The 15984-nt window shown below is 68.2% G+C and carries 16 protein-coding genes; 12 read left to right on the top strand and 4 right to left on the bottom strand.

Going from position 1 to position 15984, the window contains the following annotated elements; all coding sequences use genetic code 11:
• Nucleotides 1–12: 12 nt before the first annotated feature.
• Entirely contained in the window at nt 13–507 is a 495-nt protein-coding gene (gene greA, locus A5750_RS03765; protein WP_007168983.1) for a transcription elongation factor GreA, read from the bottom strand.
• Between the two features lie 221 nt (nt 508–728).
• Entirely contained in the window at nt 729–1163 is a 435-nt protein-coding gene (locus A5750_RS03760) for a DUF4307 domain-containing protein (protein WP_066948275.1), read from the bottom strand.
• A 115-nt stretch (nt 1164–1278) separates the two neighbouring features.
• Between A5750_RS03760 and mca the strand changes: the two genes are divergently transcribed.
• Genes mca through A5750_RS03740 form a run of 4 tightly spaced genes read left to right on the top strand, consistent with a single transcriptional unit; the run spans nt 1279 to nt 4838 of the window.
• Complete coding sequence (mca, locus tag A5750_RS03755) at nt 1279–2151, top strand: mycothiol conjugate amidase Mca (RefSeq protein ID WP_066948174.1); 873 nt, start codon at nt 1279–1281, stop codon at nt 2149–2151.
• Nucleotides 2148–2456, top strand: coding sequence for a hypothetical protein (locus tag A5750_RS03750; RefSeq protein ID WP_066948171.1), 309 nt, complete (start codon nt 2148–2150; stop codon nt 2454–2456). Before mca ends, A5750_RS03750 begins: the two co-directional genes overlap by 4 nt.
• Nucleotides 2443–4455, top strand: a complete 2013-nt coding sequence (locus tag A5750_RS03745; RefSeq protein ID WP_066948168.1) for a thioredoxin domain-containing protein — start codon at nt 2443–2445, stop codon at nt 4453–4455. The genes A5750_RS03750 and A5750_RS03745 overlap by 14 nt, the downstream gene beginning before the upstream one ends.
• A gap of 11 nt (nt 4456–4466) precedes the next feature.
• Nucleotides 4467–4838 (top strand): nuclear transport factor 2 family protein, encoded by a 372-nt coding sequence (locus tag A5750_RS03740; protein ID WP_066948165.1) that lies wholly within the window; start codon nt 4467–4469, stop codon nt 4836–4838.
• Nucleotides 4839–4842: 4 nt separating this feature from the next.
• On the opposite strand, the gene A5750_RS03735 is transcribed toward A5750_RS03740, so the two are convergent.
• Nucleotides 4843–5622, bottom strand: coding sequence for a hemolysin III family protein (locus A5750_RS03735; protein ID WP_066948162.1), 780 nt, complete (start codon nt 5620–5622; stop codon nt 4843–4845).
• Between the two features lie 153 nt (nt 5623–5775).
• Between A5750_RS03735 and A5750_RS03730 the strand changes: the two genes are divergently transcribed.
• The 3 genes from A5750_RS03730 (at nt 5776) to A5750_RS03720 (ending at nt 8719) form a co-directional block, all read left to right on the top strand.
• Nucleotides 5776–6564 carry a (2Z,6E)-farnesyl diphosphate synthase gene (locus tag A5750_RS03730; protein ID WP_066948159.1) on the top strand — a complete coding sequence of 263 codons (789 nt, stop codon included), beginning with the start codon at nt 5776–5778 and terminating at the stop codon, nt 6562–6564.
• A 150-nt stretch (nt 6565–6714) separates the two neighbouring features.
• On the top strand, nt 6715–8085 hold the full coding sequence (locus tag A5750_RS03725; RefSeq protein ID WP_066948156.1) for a hypothetical protein: 1371 nt from the start codon (nt 6715–6717) through the stop codon (nt 8083–8085).
• A gap of 208 nt (nt 8086–8293) precedes the next feature.
• Nucleotides 8294–8719: a hypothetical protein gene (locus A5750_RS03720; RefSeq protein ID WP_066948153.1), complete on the top strand. Its 426-nt coding sequence runs from the start codon at nt 8294–8296 to the stop codon at nt 8717–8719.
• A gap of 26 nt (nt 8720–8745) precedes the next feature.
• Here the strand turns inward: A5750_RS03720 and coaA are convergent, their stop codons facing one another.
• Nucleotides 8746–9684 (bottom strand): type I pantothenate kinase, encoded by a 939-nt coding sequence (coaA, locus tag A5750_RS03715; RefSeq protein WP_066948151.1) that lies wholly within the window; start codon nt 9682–9684, stop codon nt 8746–8748.
• A 113-nt stretch (nt 9685–9797) separates the two neighbouring features.
• Here coaA and glyA point away from each other — a divergent pair, with 113 nt between their 5' ends.
• From glyA to A5750_RS03690, 5 genes are all read left to right on the top strand, one after another.
• Nucleotides 9798–11078, top strand: coding sequence for a serine hydroxymethyltransferase (gene glyA / locus A5750_RS03710; protein ID WP_066948148.1), 1281 nt, complete (start codon nt 9798–9800; stop codon nt 11076–11078).
• Nucleotides 11079–11176: 98 nt separating this feature from the next.
• A complete protein-coding gene (locus A5750_RS03705; protein WP_066948272.1) occupies nt 11177–12004 on the top strand; it encodes an acyl-ACP desaturase in 828 nt (275 codons plus the stop codon).
• A gap of 215 nt (nt 12005–12219) precedes the next feature.
• Nucleotides 12220–13521: a PhoH family protein gene (locus A5750_RS03700; protein ID WP_066948145.1), complete on the top strand. Its 1302-nt coding sequence runs from the start codon at nt 12220–12222 to the stop codon at nt 13519–13521.
• A 41-nt stretch (nt 13522–13562) separates the two neighbouring features.
• Nucleotides 13563–14438, top strand: a complete 876-nt coding sequence (locus A5750_RS03695; RefSeq protein ID WP_067261257.1) for a polysaccharide deacetylase family protein — start codon at nt 13563–13565, stop codon at nt 14436–14438.
• A 58-nt stretch (nt 14439–14496) separates the two neighbouring features.
• Nucleotides 14497–15978, top strand: coding sequence for an adenylate/guanylate cyclase domain-containing protein (locus A5750_RS03690; RefSeq protein ID WP_066948139.1), 1482 nt, complete (start codon nt 14497–14499; stop codon nt 15976–15978).
• Nucleotides 15979–15984 lie beyond the last annotated feature (6 nt).

Genomic DNA, 15984 nt, shown 5'->3' with positions numbered 1-15984 from the left:
AGGTGGCGGCGGTTAGGAGTGGTAGGGCTCCGCGCTGACCAGCGTGACCTCGACGGTGTTGCCGTTGGGCACCACGTAGCTGCGGGTCTCGCCGACCTTGGCGTCGATCAGGGCGCCGCCCAGCGGTGAGTTGGGCGAATACACCTCGAGCTTGCCGTCGTTGACGCCCTCCTGGCGGGTGGCGATCAGGAACGTCTCGGTGTCCGACTTGTCGCCGTTGTAGTAGACCTTCACCACCGAACCGGGCAGTGCGACGCCGGACTGCTTGGGCGCTTCGCCGACCTTGGCGTTGTTGAGCAGGTCCTGCAGCTGACGGATGCGGGCCTCTTGCTGGCCCTGCTCTTCGCGGGCGGCGTGATATCCGCCGTTCTCGCGCAGGTCCCCTTCTTCACGGCGGTCATTGATTTCCGCGGCGATAACCGGACGATTGGCGATCAACTGATCGAGCTCCGCCTTCAGCCGGTCATGTGACTCCTGGGTCAACCAGGTCACAGAAGTGTCCGTCATCTCGTCGTGCTCCTCATGTTGTCGTTCCGCGTACCCGCGTAAGCCTGTTTAACCCCGCCGCCGGGAGTATCCGGGTCTGCTCCCCGTGTGCTGCCGATCCGTTCTGCTCACGGCCTTAATGCAGCAATACACGGTCCCATCAGGAACCGTGCATTCACCCATGTTACCACCGCGCAAACAATTGATGACCCGAAATTCGCAGTTCGGCTGTTGTTACGGGGTCACGCCGACCGCAGATAAGCCGGCACGTCGGTGCCGCAGCCGTAGATGTCGGCCATCACCGGCGGTTTGCTGGACTTCACCGTGGTGGTCAGCTGCACCGTGGCCGCATCGGACGGGGGGACCAGCACTTCCCGCCTGCCCGTCTCGCTGCCGTCCTTGGCCCGGACCCGCACGATGCAGTCCACCGGCCGCGACGGATCGGATCGCGTCACGCTGATCGTTACCGACGCCGTCTCGTCGTCGATCACCCGATAGCTGCCCAGCGTGCCCGTCACGGGGCTGGTGCCCAGCCGGTGGTAGCCGACGACGGCGATCACCAGCCCGGCCGCGACCACCAGCACGCCCAGCGCGACGACCAGCCAACGCCGGGGTACGCGGGGGCGTCCGGTGCGCCCGTAGCGGGCCTCCGGGAGTGCAGGGGGAGTTTCGGTCATGCCTGGGTATGCCTGGGTGGTCGGCTGCCGGACACCGGCCGGCAGCATGCAACGATCTGAAGAACTGGAATTATAGGTTTCGCAACCGGCGACCAGCAGACCGACAAGGGGGCACGTGAGCGAACTGCGGTTGATGGCGGTGCACGCCCACCCCGACGACGAGTCCAGCAAGGGCGCGGCCACCCTCGCCCGCTACGCCGACGAGGGCCACCGGGTGTTGGTGGTGACGCTGACCGGCGGTGAGCGCGGCGACATCCTCAATCCGGCGATGGACCTGCCCGAGGTGCACGGCCACATCGCCGAGATCCGACGCGACGAGATGGCGAAGGCCGCCGAGATCCTCGGTGTCGAACACACCTGGCTGGGCTTCGTCGACTCCGGCTTGCCCAAGGGCGACCCACCGCCCCCGCTGCCCGAAGGATGCTTCGCGCTGGTGCCGCTGGAGGAATCGATCGAGTCGCTGGTTCGCGTGGTCCGCGAGTTCCGGCCGCACGTGATCACCACCTACGACGAGAACGGCGGCTACCCGCATCCGGATCACATTCGCTGCCACCAGGTTTCGGTCGGCGCCTTCGAGGCGGCCGGAGATTACCGGCGGTTTCCGGACGCGGGCGAGCCGTGGGTCGTATCGAAGCTCTACTACATCCACGGATTCCTGCGGGCCCGGATGCAGCTGTTGCACGACGAGGCGATCAAACACGGGCATGAACCGCCGTTCGCGAAATGGCTTGAGCACTGGGACGCCGCGCACGACCCGTTCGAGTCCCGGGTCACGACGCGTGTCGAGTGCTCGGCGTATTTCAGCCAACGCGACGACGCGCTGCGGGCGCACACCACGCAAATCGATCCGGACCACGACTTCTTCGCCGCGCCCATCGAATGGCAGCAGCGGCTCTGGCCGACGGAGGAGTTCGAGCTCGCACGCTCGCGGGTGCCGGTCCGTCTGCCCGAGGACGACCTGTTCGCCGGGATCGAGAGGCACTTGTGAACCACCTCATTTTGACAGCGAGTGCGTTGGCCGACGGCGCGCCGCAGCACACCGGGCCGGACTTCGGCAAGGCCAGCCCGATCGGGCTGCTGATCATCGTGGTGCTGCTGATCGCCACGCTGTTGCTGCTGCGCTCGATGAACAAGCAACTCAAGAAGGTGCCCGACTCGTTCGAGCCCAAGCACCCCGAGCCCGACCAGGCCGCCGACGAAGGCACCGACGCGGTCGACCAGGCAGACAACCGCGCCCCGGGCCAGGCCAACGGATCGGAGCGGGCACCGGGACCCGGCGATGAGCCCGGCTGACGCTGCAGCGACGAACACCCTCGGGCTGGCCACCAGCCCGTATCTGCGGCAGCACGCCGATAACCCGGTGCACTGGCAGCAATGGACCCCGCAGGCGCTCGCGGCCGCGGCCGAGCGCGACGTGCCCATCCTGCTCTCCATCGGCTATGCCGCCTGCCACTGGTGTCACGTGATGGCCCATGAATCGTTCGAGGACGACGAGGTGGCCGCCGCGATGAACTCGGGATTCGTCTGCATCAAGGTCGACCGGGAGGAGCGCCCGGACCTCGACGCCGTCTATATGAACGCCACCGTGGCGCTGACCGGACACGGCGGCTGGCCCATGACGTGTTTCCTGACGCCCGACGGCCGGCCCTTTTTCTGCGGCACCTACTACCCGAAAGACAGCTTTCTGCAGCTGCTTTCGGCGGTTTCCGCCACCTGGCACCAGCGCCGCGGCGAGGTGGAGGAGGCGTCCGAGGCCATCGCGGGCGAATTGCGTGCGATGGCTTCCGGGCTGCCCTCCGGCGGCCCTGACATCGCGCCGGCGCTGTGTGACCACGCGGTCGCCGCGGTGCTCGACGATCGGGACGCTGTGCATGGCGGCTTCGGCGGCGCGCCCAAGTTCCCGCCGTCGGCGATTCTCGAGGCCTTGCTGCGCAACCACGAACGCACCGGCTCGACGGCGGCGCTGGAGGCCGTCGCGCACACCGGCAGCGCGATGGCCCGCGGCGGCATCTACGACCAGCTCGCCGGCGGGTTCGCCCGTTATAGCGTCGACAACGCTTGGGTGGTACCGCATTTCGAGAAGATGCTGTACGACAACGCGTTGCTGCTGCGCGCCTACGCGCACTGGGCCCGGCGGACCGGGGATCCGTTGGCGCGCCGGGTCGCCGCCCAGACCGCGCGCTTCCTGCTCGACGACCTGGCCGACGGCGCGGTGTTCACGTCTTCGCTGGACGCCGACACCGACGGCCGCGAGGGCTCGACCTATGTCTGGACGCCCGGGCAGCTCACCGACGTGCTCGGCCCCGACGACGGCCCCTGGGCCGCAAACGCTTTCGCGGTCACCGCGTCCGGCACGTTCGAACACGGAACCTCGGTGCTGCAATTGCCCGCCGATCCCGACGACCCGCAACGCCTCGAACGCGTCCGGGCTGCGCTGCTGGCCGCCCGGCTCAGCCGCACCCAGCCCGGCCGCGACGACAAAGTCGTCACGTCCTGGAACGGTCTGGCGATCACCGCGCTGGCCGAGGCCAGCGTGGCCCTGGACGCGCCTGAATTGGCCGGGGCCGCAAGCGATTGCGCACGCGCACTGCTGGACTCGCATCTGGTCGACGGGCGGTTGCGGCGCGCCAGCCTGGGCGGGGTGGTCGGCGACAGCGCCGCCATCCTCGAGGACCATGCGATGCTCGCCACCGGCCTGCTCGCCCTCTACCAGCTGGACGCCGGCGCCGGCTGGTTGACGGCGGCAACGGATCTGCTCGACACCGCGCTGCGGCACTTCGCCGACCCGCAGCGGCCCGGCCGGTGGTTCGACACCGCCGACGACGCCGAGCGGTTGATGCTTCGGCCCGCCGACCCGCTGGACGGGGCGACGCCGTCGGGCGCATCGTCGATCACCGAGGCGCTGCTCACCGCCGCGCACCTGGTCGACGGCGATCGGGCGGAACGGTATCTGCGGGCGGCGGGCGACGGGCTCAACACGCATTCGGTGCTGCTGGAGCGCGCGCCACGCTCCGCGGGCCACTGGCTGGCCGTGGCTGAGGCCGCGGTGCGCGGACCGCTGCAGATCGCGGTCGCTTGCGAACCGTCGCGGTCGGCGCTGCTGGCCGACGCGCGGCGGCTGGCACCGGGCGGGGCGATCGTCGTGGGCGGCGACAAGGACTCGTCGGCGCTGCTGAGCGGTCGCGACCGGGTGGCCGGCGCCGACGCCGCGTACGTGTGCCGCGGCCGGGTGTGCGACTTGCCGGTCACCACCGCGGAAGACCTCGCACGGGCGCTCGGCGCGCCACGGTAGCGTGAAGTTTCATGCCGAGCGCCCAACACATCACCGACACGGTCCACCGCTACATCGAACTGGTCGCCAAGGGCGGCGCCGATGAGTTGGTCGAGCTGTACGCCGATGACGCCACCGTCGAGGATCCCGTCGGCGGTGAGGTGCACATCGGCCGCCAGGCGATCCACGGCTTCTATTCGGCGGTCAACGATGTGCAGCGCGAATGCGAGCTGGTGACGCTGCGGGTCGCCGGCAACGAGGCGGCTTTCCATTTCCGGCTCACGATCACCGCCGGGGAGCACCGGATGGTGATCGAGCCGATCGACGTGATGGCATTCGATGAGGACGGCAAGGTCGCTCACATGAAGGCGTACTGGTCGCCCGCCGACGTCACGCAGCTGTAGTCGTTCAGTGCATCAGCCACGCGTGGTCGCCGACGTAGAACACCGCGAACCACATGGCGATGTAGTGCAGGACGGCCGCGATCACGGTGAAGGCGTGGAAGAACTCGTGATACCCGAACGTACTGGGCCACGGGTCGGGCCACCGTAGCCCGTAGAAGATGCCGCCGACGCTGTAGAACACCCCGCCGACGGCCAGCAGCACCATCGCCGCCACGCCGGCCTTGTGCAGGATCGTCGGGCAGTACCACACGGCCACCCAGCCCAGCAGTAGGTACAGCGGCACACCCAGCCACCGCGGCGCCGTCGGCCAGCACACCTTCAGCAGGATGCCCGCCACCGCGCCGCCCCACACGATCCACAGCACCTCCACGCCTGTCTGCTGCGGCATGGCCAGGCGCGCGAATGGCGTGTAGCTGCCGGCGATGAACACGAAGATCATCGAATGGTCCAGCCGCTTCATAAGGTTCCGGGCCGCATCGGACGTCCACTGCACCCGGTGATAGGTGGCGCTGACGGCGAACATCGCCACGGTCGCCGCCGCGTAGATCAGCGTCGAATGACCGGCGCGCGGCGAGGAGGCGGCCCACGACACAGAGACCAGCGTCGCGCCGGTGATGATCGCCAGCCACGCGGAGAAGAAGTGGATCCAGCCGCGCATGCGGGGCTTGCTCAGCGCCTGGGCCGCACCCTCGACAAGCTGTTCGACGGTGTTGCCGGGGGTGACGGTCTCGGATTCGCGATCCGAGCGGTCCGAATTGGCAGACGTGCTCGTCTGGCTGCTCATGTCTCCTGTGCCCTCGTCTTGCAGGTCGGGGATTGCCAGTGGCTGCTCATCACTAACATAGTCGGCGTCGGTAACGGCATGGTCTCTCCGCGCTGGTGACATCGCCGAATAGCAGGGCGGAATTTGGCGCAGCTCACAGTAGGCTGAATCTCCGTGGAAATTATCCCGCCGCGTCTCAAAGACCCGCTGTATCGCGTCTACGAGTTGCGGCTGCGGCAGGGCCTGGCCTCCGCCCAACCGCACCTGCCCCGTCACATCGCGGTCCTGTGCGACGGCAACCGGCGATGGGCCCGCGACGCCGGCTATACCGACGTCAGCTACGGCTACCGCATGGGTGCGGCGAAGATCGCCGAGATGCTGCGCTGGTGCCAGGAAGCCGGCATCGAGATGACCACCGTCTACTTGCTGTCCACGGAAAACCTCCAACGCGACCCCGACGAGCTGGCGGGGCTCATCGAGATCATCACCGACGTCGTCGAGGAGATCTGCGCGCCCGCCAACCGGTGGAGCGTGCGCACCGTCGGCGATCTGGAGTTGCTCGGCGAGGAACCGGCCCGGCGGGTGCGCGACGCGGTGGAATCCACACCCGTCGTGGCGACGTTCCACGTCAACGTCGCGGTCGGCTACGGCGGCCGCCGCGAGATCGTCGACGCGGTGCGGGCCTTGCTGAGCAAGGAACTCGCCAACGGTGCGTCCGCCGAGGAGCTCATCGACGCGGTCAGCGTCGACGGCATTTCCGAAAACCTCTACACCTCTGGGCAACCCGATCCCGACCTGGTGATCCGCACGTCGGGGGAGCAACGCCTCTCCGGGTTCCTGCTGTGGCAGAGCGCGTATTCGGAGATGTGGTTCACGGAGGCGCACTGGCCGGCGTTTCGCCGGGTGGATTTTCTGCGTGCGTTGCGTGACTACAGTCAGCGGCACCGCAGGTACGGCAAGTAACGGGTCGGCACGCATCAGACCCCTTCCGATCGCAAGCGCGGCGCGAGCCGGGCGCGGCGGGTCGGAACGCATCAGACTCCTTCCGATCGCAAGCCCGGCGCGAGCCGGGCGCGGCGGGTCGGCACGCATTACCCGTGCCAAACTGGGTGCATGGCTGCGCTGTCGGCGGTGGTTTTCACGCTGAGCGGGTGGCTCGGGCTATACCTGCTCGCTCGCGATCCGCGGAAGCCGGTGCTCGTGTTGGCGGCGATCGGTCTGTGCGGTTTCGCGCTGGTGGTCGCGCTGGATGCCGTGCGGACCGCCAGCCCTGCCTACGCGCACCTGCTCAGTCGCGTTGAGATCTACCTGGTGACCATCCCTGGCGTGGCGTGGTTCGCGGTGCTCGTCGAGCTGGCCCGGCCTAGCGACGGCTCGAGACCGCGCACGCGCGAGTTTCTGCTGGTGGCCGCTGTCGCCGTGCTGAGCCTGTTCGGGGCGATGCTGGCCGGCAGTGTCGAGGGACCACTCCGGACCGGCCACTGGGTGATGTTCGCGGTGATCTCGGTATCCACCTTCGCCGCGATGGCCGTCGCGTTGCGGCAGGCGCGTCGGCCGCGGTCGGCAGTCGGGCTGGCCGTCGTCGCGACGCTGTTCTTCGCGCTCGGCAACGCCATCCTCATCATTCCGCTCGGCCTGGTGCCCAGCTGGGTGGCGCTGGCGTCGACGAGTCTCGACGTCCTCTCGCTCGGGCTCGCCGTCGCGCTGTGGGACGCGTTCGACGAAGGCCAGGCGTTGCGCGCCGACATGCTCCGCTCGTTTGCCGGCTCGGTGGCGGTGGCGGTGTTATTCGGCGGCCAGGCGTTGATCGGCCTGGCGCTGACCCGCCACGACCGCGCCGCGCAGACCGCGCTCACCGTGCTGCTGTTCACCAGTTTGGCGGTCGCGATCGCCGTGCAGGTGCTGGCGGATCCGCTGGCCGGGGTTCTCGATCGGCTGGCATTTTCGAAATCGCCCGCGCTGCGGGAGGATCGGGCGGCGTTGCGCAATACCGGCGCGGCGCTGCCGCTGCGGTCGGTGGATCCGCTCCGCCACGTCGACGACGTCACGTTCGCCAGGCTCACCCGCCGCGCCCTGGGACATTACGGCGACCTGAGCAAGCTGGTCGCCAGCCCGTTGACCGCGCTGCCCGTCATCGACGAGCGCCTCGCCGCCCGGGGCGCGCCCGACCATCCGCTGGAGCGGGCCAACGAACTCAAGGCGGTTCTCGCGGACGCGATCGGGCGGCTCAAGCCGCGTGACGCCGGCGATTTCGGGACCACCGAGCAGTGGCGCCACTACAACTCGCTCTATTTCCCCTACGTCGTCGGCGTGCGTGCGTACGCGCAGAACGCCACCGCCACGGGACTTGATCCCATCGCCCGGCAGGCCTGGCAGTGGTTGGTCACCGAGGTCCCCCAGCGCTCGCTGCACAACTGGCAGAACGCTGCCGCCCGGCTGATCGCGGCCGACCTGCGCGGGCGGGTCCCGGTGGCCAGCGACTAGCGCGATCCTGTGACTGCTGGGGCTGTTGAATGCCAGACTGGCGGTTGTCGAATAACGATTTCGATTGTTGCTCGCATATGGGAATAGCCCGGCGAGCCCACTGGTCTTTTTATCCGTGGCAGTAGTTGGCAGTGCCACGAGTCGATATGGCAGTGCGCCGGCGGCACGCTGAAGTTCGACCCAATCCGCCATCGCGAGGAGTAATCACATGATGTATGCATCTGGCGCGCCAGGTCTGGCAACCCGCCCCCTCTACGACTCGACCGACTCACTGCTGCGTTTCGCCATGCGCGCCGACGCCACGCTGACGGGCCTGTGCGGTTTGGCGATCGCTTTTCTGGCCGACCCGCTTTCGTCGCTGACGGGCCTGACGTCGCTGCAGGAGTACAGCCTCGGCGCGTTCTTCGTGCTCGGCGGCTTGGTTGTCTTCAGCCTCGCGGCGGCGCCGAACCTGCGTCGCGTCGGAATGGGCGTCGTCGTGGCCAACGTCGTGTTCACACTGGGCGCGATCGTGGCCGCCGAAGCGCTGCCGTTGCCCGCGACAGGCATTGCCGCCACCCTGGCGGGTGGCGTGTACACCGCGGCGTTCGCCGGACTGCAGTACTGGGGCGTGCGTCGTCTCGAGACGGCGTAACCGCCACAACGGCTGCTTGGACGCCGCTAAAGCTTGCGCAACCGGAGCCGGTTGATCGAGTGGTCGGCGTCCTTGCGCAGCACCAGGGTGGCCCGGGGCCGGGTCGGCAGGATGTTCTCGACCAGATTGGGCCGGTTGATGGACCGCCAGATCTCGCGCGCCGCGACGATGGCCTTGGTGTCGTTGAGGGCCGAGTAGTGGTGGAAGTGTGACTCCGGGTCGGCGAAGGCGGTGCTGCGCAGCGACAGGAACCGCGACACGTACCACTGCTCGATGTCTTCGATGCGGGCGTCCACATACAGCGAAAAGTCGAACAGGTCCGACACCATCAGGGTCGGACCTGTCTGCAGGACGTTGAGGCCCTCCAGGATCAAGATGTCGGGATGGCGCACGACGTGCTTGGCGCCGGGGATGATGTCGTATTTCAGGTGCGAGTAAACCGGCGCGCACGCGTAGTCGCTGCCGGATTTGACCGACGTCACGAACCGCATCAGCGCCCGGCGGTTGTAGCTCTCCGGAAAACCCTTGCGGTGCATCAGGTTTCGCCGATCGAGTTCGGCGTTCGGGTATAGGAAGCCGTCGGTGGTCACCAGGTCCACCCTGGGGTGGTGGTCCCAGCGGGCCAGCAGGGCCTGCAGCACGCGCGCGGTGGTCGATTTGCCGACCGCGACGCTGCCGGCCACGCCGATCACGAACGGCACCGGCCGGTCGGGGTTCTGTTGCGGCTCACCGAGGAACTCGGCCGTGGCGGCAAACAACCGCTGGCGCGCGGCGACCTGAAGGTGGATCAGCCGAGCCAGCGGCAGGTAAACCTCTTCCACTTCGAGTAGGTCGAGCTGCTCACCAAGACCGCGCAGGCCAACCAATTCCTCTTCAGTGAGGGCCAGCGGCGTCGACATGCGAAGCGCGCGCCATTGCTTTCGGTCGAACTCCACATAGGGGCTCGGCTCGCTAAGCCGCGGCATAGTGCAAGTGTTGCAGGGGCGGACGCGCCCCCGACGGCTGGGCTGGCTAAACCGTCGCTGGATAGACTGGCGCCGTGACTGCTGCACCCGACGCCCGCGCCTCCACGTCCGTCATGTCCGCCGCGCTGGGCGAGGTCGACCCCGAGATCGCCGAGCTGCTCGGCAAAGAGCTGGGCCGTCAGCGCGACACCCTGGAGATGATCGCCTCGGAGAACTTCGTGCCGCGGTCGGTACTGCAGGCCCAGGGCAGCGTGCTGACGAACAAATACGCCGAGGGCCTGCCGGGCAGGCGCTACTACGGCGGCTGCGAGTACGTCGACGTCGTGGAGAACATCGCCCGCGATCGGGCGAAGGCGCTCTTCGGCGCCGACTTCGCCAATGTGCAGCCGCATTCGGGAGCGCAGGCCAACGCCGCCGTGCTGCAGGCGCTGATGACGCCGGGGGAGCGGCTGCTGGGCCTCGACCTCGCCAACGGCGGGCACCTGACGCACGGGATGAAGCTCAACTTCTCCGGCAAGCTCTACGAAACCGGCTTCTACGGTGTGGATCCGACGACGCACCTGGTGGACATGGACGCGGTGCGGGCCAAGGCCCTCGAGTTCCGGCCCAAGGTCATCATCGCCGGCTGGTCGGCCTACCCGCGGATTCTGGACTTCGCGGCGTTCCGCTCGATCGCCGACGAGGTCGACGCCAAGCTGTGGGTGGACATGGCGCACTTCGCGGGCCTGGTCGCCGTGGGACTGCACCCGTCGCCGGTACCGCACGCGGACGTGGTGTCCACGACCGTGCACAAGACGCTCGGCGGCCCGCGTTCCGGCCTGATCCTGGGCAAGCAGGAGTACGCCAAGTCCGTGAACTCCGCGGTGTTCCCCGGCCAGCAGGGCGGACCGCTGATGCACGTCATCGCCGGCAAGGCCGTCGCGCTCAAGATCGCGGGCACTCCCGAGTTCGCCGACCGTCAGCAGCGCACCCTGTCCGGTGCCCGCATCATCGCCGACCGGCTGACGGCCCCCGACGTCACCAAGGCCGGTGTGTCGGTGGTCAGCGGCGGCACCGACGTCCACCTGGTGCTGGTGGACCTGCGCAACTCGCCGCTGGACGGCCAGGCCGCCGAGGACCTGCTCCACGAGATCGGCATCACCGTCAACCGCAACGCGGTCCCCAACGACCCGCGCCCGCCGATGGTGACATCCGGCCTGCGGGTGGGCACGCCCGCGCTGGCGACCCGCGGATTCGGGGACGCGGAGTTCACCGAGGTTGCCGACGTCATCGCCACCGCGTTGGCGGCGGGCAGCGGGGCGGACCTGTCCGCTCTGCGGCAGCGGGTGACGCGCCTGGCCAGGGACTTTCCGCTGTACGAGGGTCTCGAGGAGTGGACGCTGGTCGACCGCTAGGCGCGGCGAAAGGACCGGCGAAAGGACCAAAGTCACCAGTTGGCGCGACACGGGTTAGGTGATTTCACGAACCTGTGTACGCGAGTTACAGTAACCGCATGGCACAGAAACCTGTCGCTAACGCGCTGACCCTGGAACTCGAGCCGGTGTGCGAAGCCAACATGGACCGGCACCTGAACACCGAGGAACTCTGGTTCGCTCACGACTACGTGCCGTTCGACCGGGGCGAGAACTTCGCGTTCCTCGGCGGACGTGACTGGGACCCGTCCGATGCGACGCTGCCCCGGGAGTACACGGACGCCTGCGAGATCCTGCTGCTGCTCAAGGACAACCTCGCCGGGCATCACCGCGAGCTCGTCGAGCACTTCATCCTCGAAGATTGGTGGGGCCGCTGGTTGGGCCGATGGACCGCCGAGGAGCACCTGCACGCCATCGCGCTGCGCGAGTATCTGGTGGTGACCCGCGAGGTCGACCCGACCGCCAACGAGGAGGCGCGGGTCCAGTACGTCATGAAGGGCTACCGCGCCGACACCTACTCGCAAGTGGAGACCCTGGTGTACATGGCGTTCACCGAGCGCACGCACGCCGTGTTCTGCGAGAACCTGGCGGCCAAGCTCGAGGAGCCCATCCTGGCCGGGCTCATCGACCGGATCGCGCGCGACGAGCGCCGCCACGAACTGTTCTTCTCCAACCTGGTCGAGCACTGCCTGTCCTACGCCCGCGACGAGACGATCGCGGCCATCGCGGCCCGGGCGGCCGATCTGCAGGTGCCCGGCGCCGACATCGACTCCTATCGGGACAAGCTGCGCAACGTCGCCGACGCGGGCATCTTCGACCAACAGCAGCTGCGGCAGGCGATCTCGGATCGCATCACCGCATGGGGTGTGGCCGACGAGCCCGCCCTCAAGCAGTTCGTCATCGCCTAGGCGATCTTCGCGCGGCGCCCGTCGTCGGCGCGCCTGCGCTGCTGCAAAGCGGCGACGAGAGTAGCGTCGATCTCGATGGTCAGCGTCATGCTCAGCTGCCAGGGCGGCACCTCCCGTCAACACAACGGAAGGACCGGCCCCGGTCCTGGTGTCGCAGTTCCCGCCGACATGCCTGTGCGGGTCCGCGCGGGCTCATCCCGCTCGAGGAGCGCTACGTGACCGAAATCCGGACCTACGTGATCGACACCTCCGTGCTGCTGTCCGACCCCTGGGCGTGCAGCCGGTTCGCCGAGCACGAGGTGGTGGTTCCGCTGGTGGTGATCAGCGAACTCGAGGCCAAACGGCATCATCACGAGCTGGGTTGGTTCGCCCGTCAGGCGTTGCGCCTGTTCGACGATCTCCGGCTTCTGCATGGCCGGCTTGATCAGCCCATTCCCGTTGGGGCACAAGGCGGTACGCTTCACGTCGAGCTCAACCACACCGACCCCGCGGTGCTACCCGCCGGTTTCCGCAGCGACAACAACGACTGCCGTATTTTGAGCTGCGCCGCCAACCTCGCCGCCGAAGGCAAGCGAGTTACGTTGGTCAGCAAGGATATTCCGCTTCGCGTCAAGGCCGCCGCGGTCGGGCTGGCCGCCGACGAGTATCACGCTCAAGACGTGGTGGCCTCCGGATGGTCGGGGATGCGCGAGGTCGAGACCGCCGCCGAGGACATCGACGCGCTGTTCGCCGAGGGTGAGATCGATCTGACCGAAGCGCGAGACCTGCCCTGCCACACCGGCATTCGACTGCTTGGCGGCAGCTCGCACGCGCTGGGCCGGGTCAATGCGGACAAACGCGTGCAGCTGGTTCGCGGCGATCGCGAGGCATTCGGCCTGCGCGGCCGGTCCGCCGAACAGAGGGTGGCCCTCGACCTGCTGCTCGACGAGTCGGTGGGCATCGTATCGCTGGGCGGAAAAGCCGGCACCGGCAAGTCGGCGCTGGCGTTGTGCGCGGGCCTGGAGGCTGTCCTGGAACGGCGGACCCAGCGCAAGGTGGTGGTCTTCCGGCCGCTCTACGCCGTGGGCGGACAGGAGCTGGGCTACCTGCCCGGCAGCGAGAGCGAGAAGATGGGCCCCTGGGCGCAGGCCGTCTTCGACACGCTCGAGGGACTGGCCAGCCCGGCCGTGCTCGAAGAGGTGCTCTCCCGGGGCATGCTCGAGGTGCTGCCGCTGACCCACATCCGCGGCCGGTCATTGCACGACTCGTTCGTCATCGTCGACGAGGCCCAGTCGCTGGAACGCAACGTCTTGCTGACGGTGCTGTCCCGGCTGGGAGCCGGGTCGCGGGTGGTGCTGACGCACGACATCGCCCAGCGCGACAACCTGCGGGTAGGCCGGCACGACGGGGTCGCCGCGGTGATCGAGAAGCTCAAAGGCCACCCGCTGTTCGCCCACATCACGCTGTTGCGCAGCGAGCGATCGCCGATTGCCGCGCTGGTCACCGAGATGCTCGAGGAGATCGCCGGACCGCAGTGACGGCGCATTTCGCCTGGCCAGCCGTTCGTTAAACTGCGACGGTGCCGAAAAGACCCGACAGCCAAGCCTGGCGCTATTGGCGCACGGTTGTCGGTGTCGTCGCGGCGGTTGCGGTGCTGGTGATCGGGGGTCTGACCGGTCACGTGACGCGCGCCGACAATCTCAGTTGCTCGGTGGTCAAGTGTGTCGCGCTGACGTTCGACGACGGACCCAGCCCATTCGACGGCCGGCTGCTGCAGATCCTGAAGGACAACGACGCGAAGGCCACGTTCTTCGAGATCGGCAACAAGGTGGCCGCGAACCCCGCGGGGGCCAAGCAGGTCGCCGACGCTGGGATGGAGATCGGCAACCACACCTGGGAACACCCCAACATGGTGACGATCCCTCCCGAAGACATCGGCCCCCAGTTTTCCAAGGCCAACGACGCGATCGCCGCCGCCACCGGCCGGACCCCCAACCTGTATCGCCCCGCCGGCGGGCTGTCCAACGATGCCGTGCGCCAGACGGCGGGCCGGTTCGGGCTCGCCGAAATCCTTTGGGATGTCATTCCTTTCGACTGGGCGAACGACTCGAACACGGCGGCGACGCGGTACATGCTGATGACGTACATCAAGCCGGGTTCGGTGGTGTTGTTCCATGACACCTACTCGAGCACCGTCGATTTGGTCTACCAGTTCATCCCGGTGCTCAAGGCCAACGGCTACCGGATGGTGACGGTCAGTGAACTGCTGGGCCCGCGGGCGCCGGGGAGCAGCTATGGCAGCCGCGAGAACGGGCCGCCGGTGAACGAACTCCACGACATCCCGCCCGGTGATATCCCGCCGCTGCCGAGCACGTCCTCGCCCAAGCCGATGCCCAACTTCGCGATCACCGACATCCCGGGCCAGAACTCGGGGGGCCCCAACAACGGTGCCTAGCATCAGCTTGTGGGCCCACACGGCCGCGCGGCTTCGGAATTGCCGGCCGCGAGCGTCGGTGGGGCAACGAAAGTCCGCCCGCCGGTTGGCGATTCAATACGGGGTCGACCTCGCCCTGTCCTACTTTCTGGCCGTCATCGAAGCGGCCGCCATCTTGGTTCCACTGCGGGGCCACACGTCGGTCGGAGCCAACGCCGACTTCGCGAAGGCCAACACCGCGGCGGTGTTGGTGCTCGTGTTGTTGGGCATCGTCGGCGTCGCGGCGGCCGCGATGCTGAGCGCGGCCCCGACGCTGCGCTGGTACGCGGCCGGGGCCGAACCCAACCAGGAGCAGCGCGAGGCCGCGATGAAGCTGCCCGGCCGCCAGTCCGCGATCCTGTTCGGGGCGTGGGCTGTCAGCGGCGGCATCTTCATGTTGCTGAACCTGGACGGCGGGGCGCAGCTGCTGCTGCCCATCGCGCTCGGTGTGCTGCTCGGCGGGCCGGCCGCCGCCGGCACGGCGATGCTGCTCGCGCAGCGCGTCCTGCGCCCCATCATGCGCGCCGCCACGCTCGGCTGCGAGCCGCGGCTGGCAGTGCCCGGCGTGTACGCGCGACTGGTCCTGCTGTGGTTTTTGTGCAGCGCCTTCCCCATCGGGGTGATCGCAACTCTGGTTGTCCTTCGTTCGTACGGGTGGCTGATCGAGAAGTCCGCGTCGCTGGATGTTCCGATCCTCGTGGTGTCCCTGGCCGCATTGGTGCTCGGGCTGCCGACCATGATCTTGACGTCACGGTCCATTTCCGACCCGCTCGGCGAGGTGGTCGACGCCATGGCGGAGGTCGAACACGGCCGCATCGGGACCTACGTCGGGGCGTATGAGCGCTCGCAAATCGGCCGTCTGCAAACGGGTTTCAATCGCATGGTGGCCGGGTTGGCCGAGCGCGACCGGTTGCGCGACCTATTCGGGCGCCACGTCGGGGCGGACGTCGCCCAGCGCGCCATCGACGAGGGTGCATCGCTGTCGGGGGACGTGGTCGAGGCGGCGGTGCTCTACATCGACCTGGTGGGCTCGACGCAGCTGGCGGAAAGCCGTCCCCCGCAAGAGGTCGCCGAAGTCCTCAACGATTTCTTCTGCATCGTCGTCGATGCCGTCGACGAACACCACGGGCTGATCAACAAATTCGCCGGGGATGCCGCGCTTGCCGTCTTCGGGGCACCGTTGGCGACCAGCGAGCCGGCGTCGGCCGCGCTCGCGACCGCCCGCGCCCTGGGCACCCAACTGCGTCGGCTACCGGTCGATTTCGGCATCGGCGTCTCGGCGGGCCGCGTCTTCGCCGGCAACATCGGCGCCGAAAACCGGTACGAGTACACGGTGATCGGCGACGCGGTCAACGAGGCCGCGCGGCTGGCGGACCTCGCCAAGACCGCCGACCGGCGGATCCTGTGCGCGGCGGCGGCCATCGAGCGGGCGGACCAGACCGAGGCAACGCATTGGGCCGAGTGCTATTCCACCGTTCTGCGGGGGCGATCCGAAGCCACCCACGTCTCCGCGCCGGCCTAGTCGGGC

The sequence above is a fragment of the Mycobacterium sp. 852002-51613_SCH5001154 genome (assembly GCF_001667425.1).
GTDB lineage: Bacteria > Actinomycetota > Actinomycetes > Mycobacteriales > Mycobacteriaceae > Mycobacterium.
This window is presented reverse-complemented; position numbering and strand designations above follow the sequence as displayed.

Excerpts from the sequence above, each read along its gene's own strand:
- coaA (WP_066948151.1), bottom strand. The coding sequence starts at position 9,684 with ATGCCGCGGCTTAGCGAGCCGAGCCCCTATGTGGAGTTCGACCGAAAG.
- A5750_RS03760 (WP_066948275.1), bottom strand. The coding sequence starts at position 1,163 with ATGACCGAAACTCCCCCTGCACTCCCGGAGGCCCGCTACGGGCGCACC.
- A5750_RS03735 (WP_066948162.1), bottom strand. The coding sequence starts at position 5,622 with ATGAGCAGCCAGACGAGCACGTCTGCCAATTCGGACCGCTCGGATCGC.
- A5750_RS03725 (WP_066948156.1), top strand. The coding sequence starts at position 6,715 with ATGGCTGCGCTGTCGGCGGTGGTTTTCACGCTGAGCGGGTGGCTCGGG.
- A5750_RS03745 (WP_066948168.1), top strand. The coding sequence starts at position 2,443 with ATGAGCCCGGCTGACGCTGCAGCGACGAACACCCTCGGGCTGGCCACC.
- A5750_RS03705 (WP_066948272.1), top strand. The coding sequence starts at position 11,177 with ATGGCACAGAAACCTGTCGCTAACGCGCTGACCCTGGAACTCGAGCCG.
- greA (WP_007168983.1), bottom strand. The coding sequence starts at position 507 with ATGACGGACACTTCTGTGACCTGGTTGACCCAGGAGTCACATGACCGG.
- A5750_RS03740 (WP_066948165.1), top strand. The coding sequence starts at position 4,467 with ATGCCGAGCGCCCAACACATCACCGACACGGTCCACCGCTACATCGAA.
- A5750_RS03720 (WP_066948153.1), top strand. The coding sequence starts at position 8,294 with ATGATGTATGCATCTGGCGCGCCAGGTCTGGCAACCCGCCCCCTCTAC.
- glyA (WP_066948148.1), top strand. The coding sequence starts at position 9,798 with ATGTCCGCCGCGCTGGGCGAGGTCGACCCCGAGATCGCCGAGCTGCTC.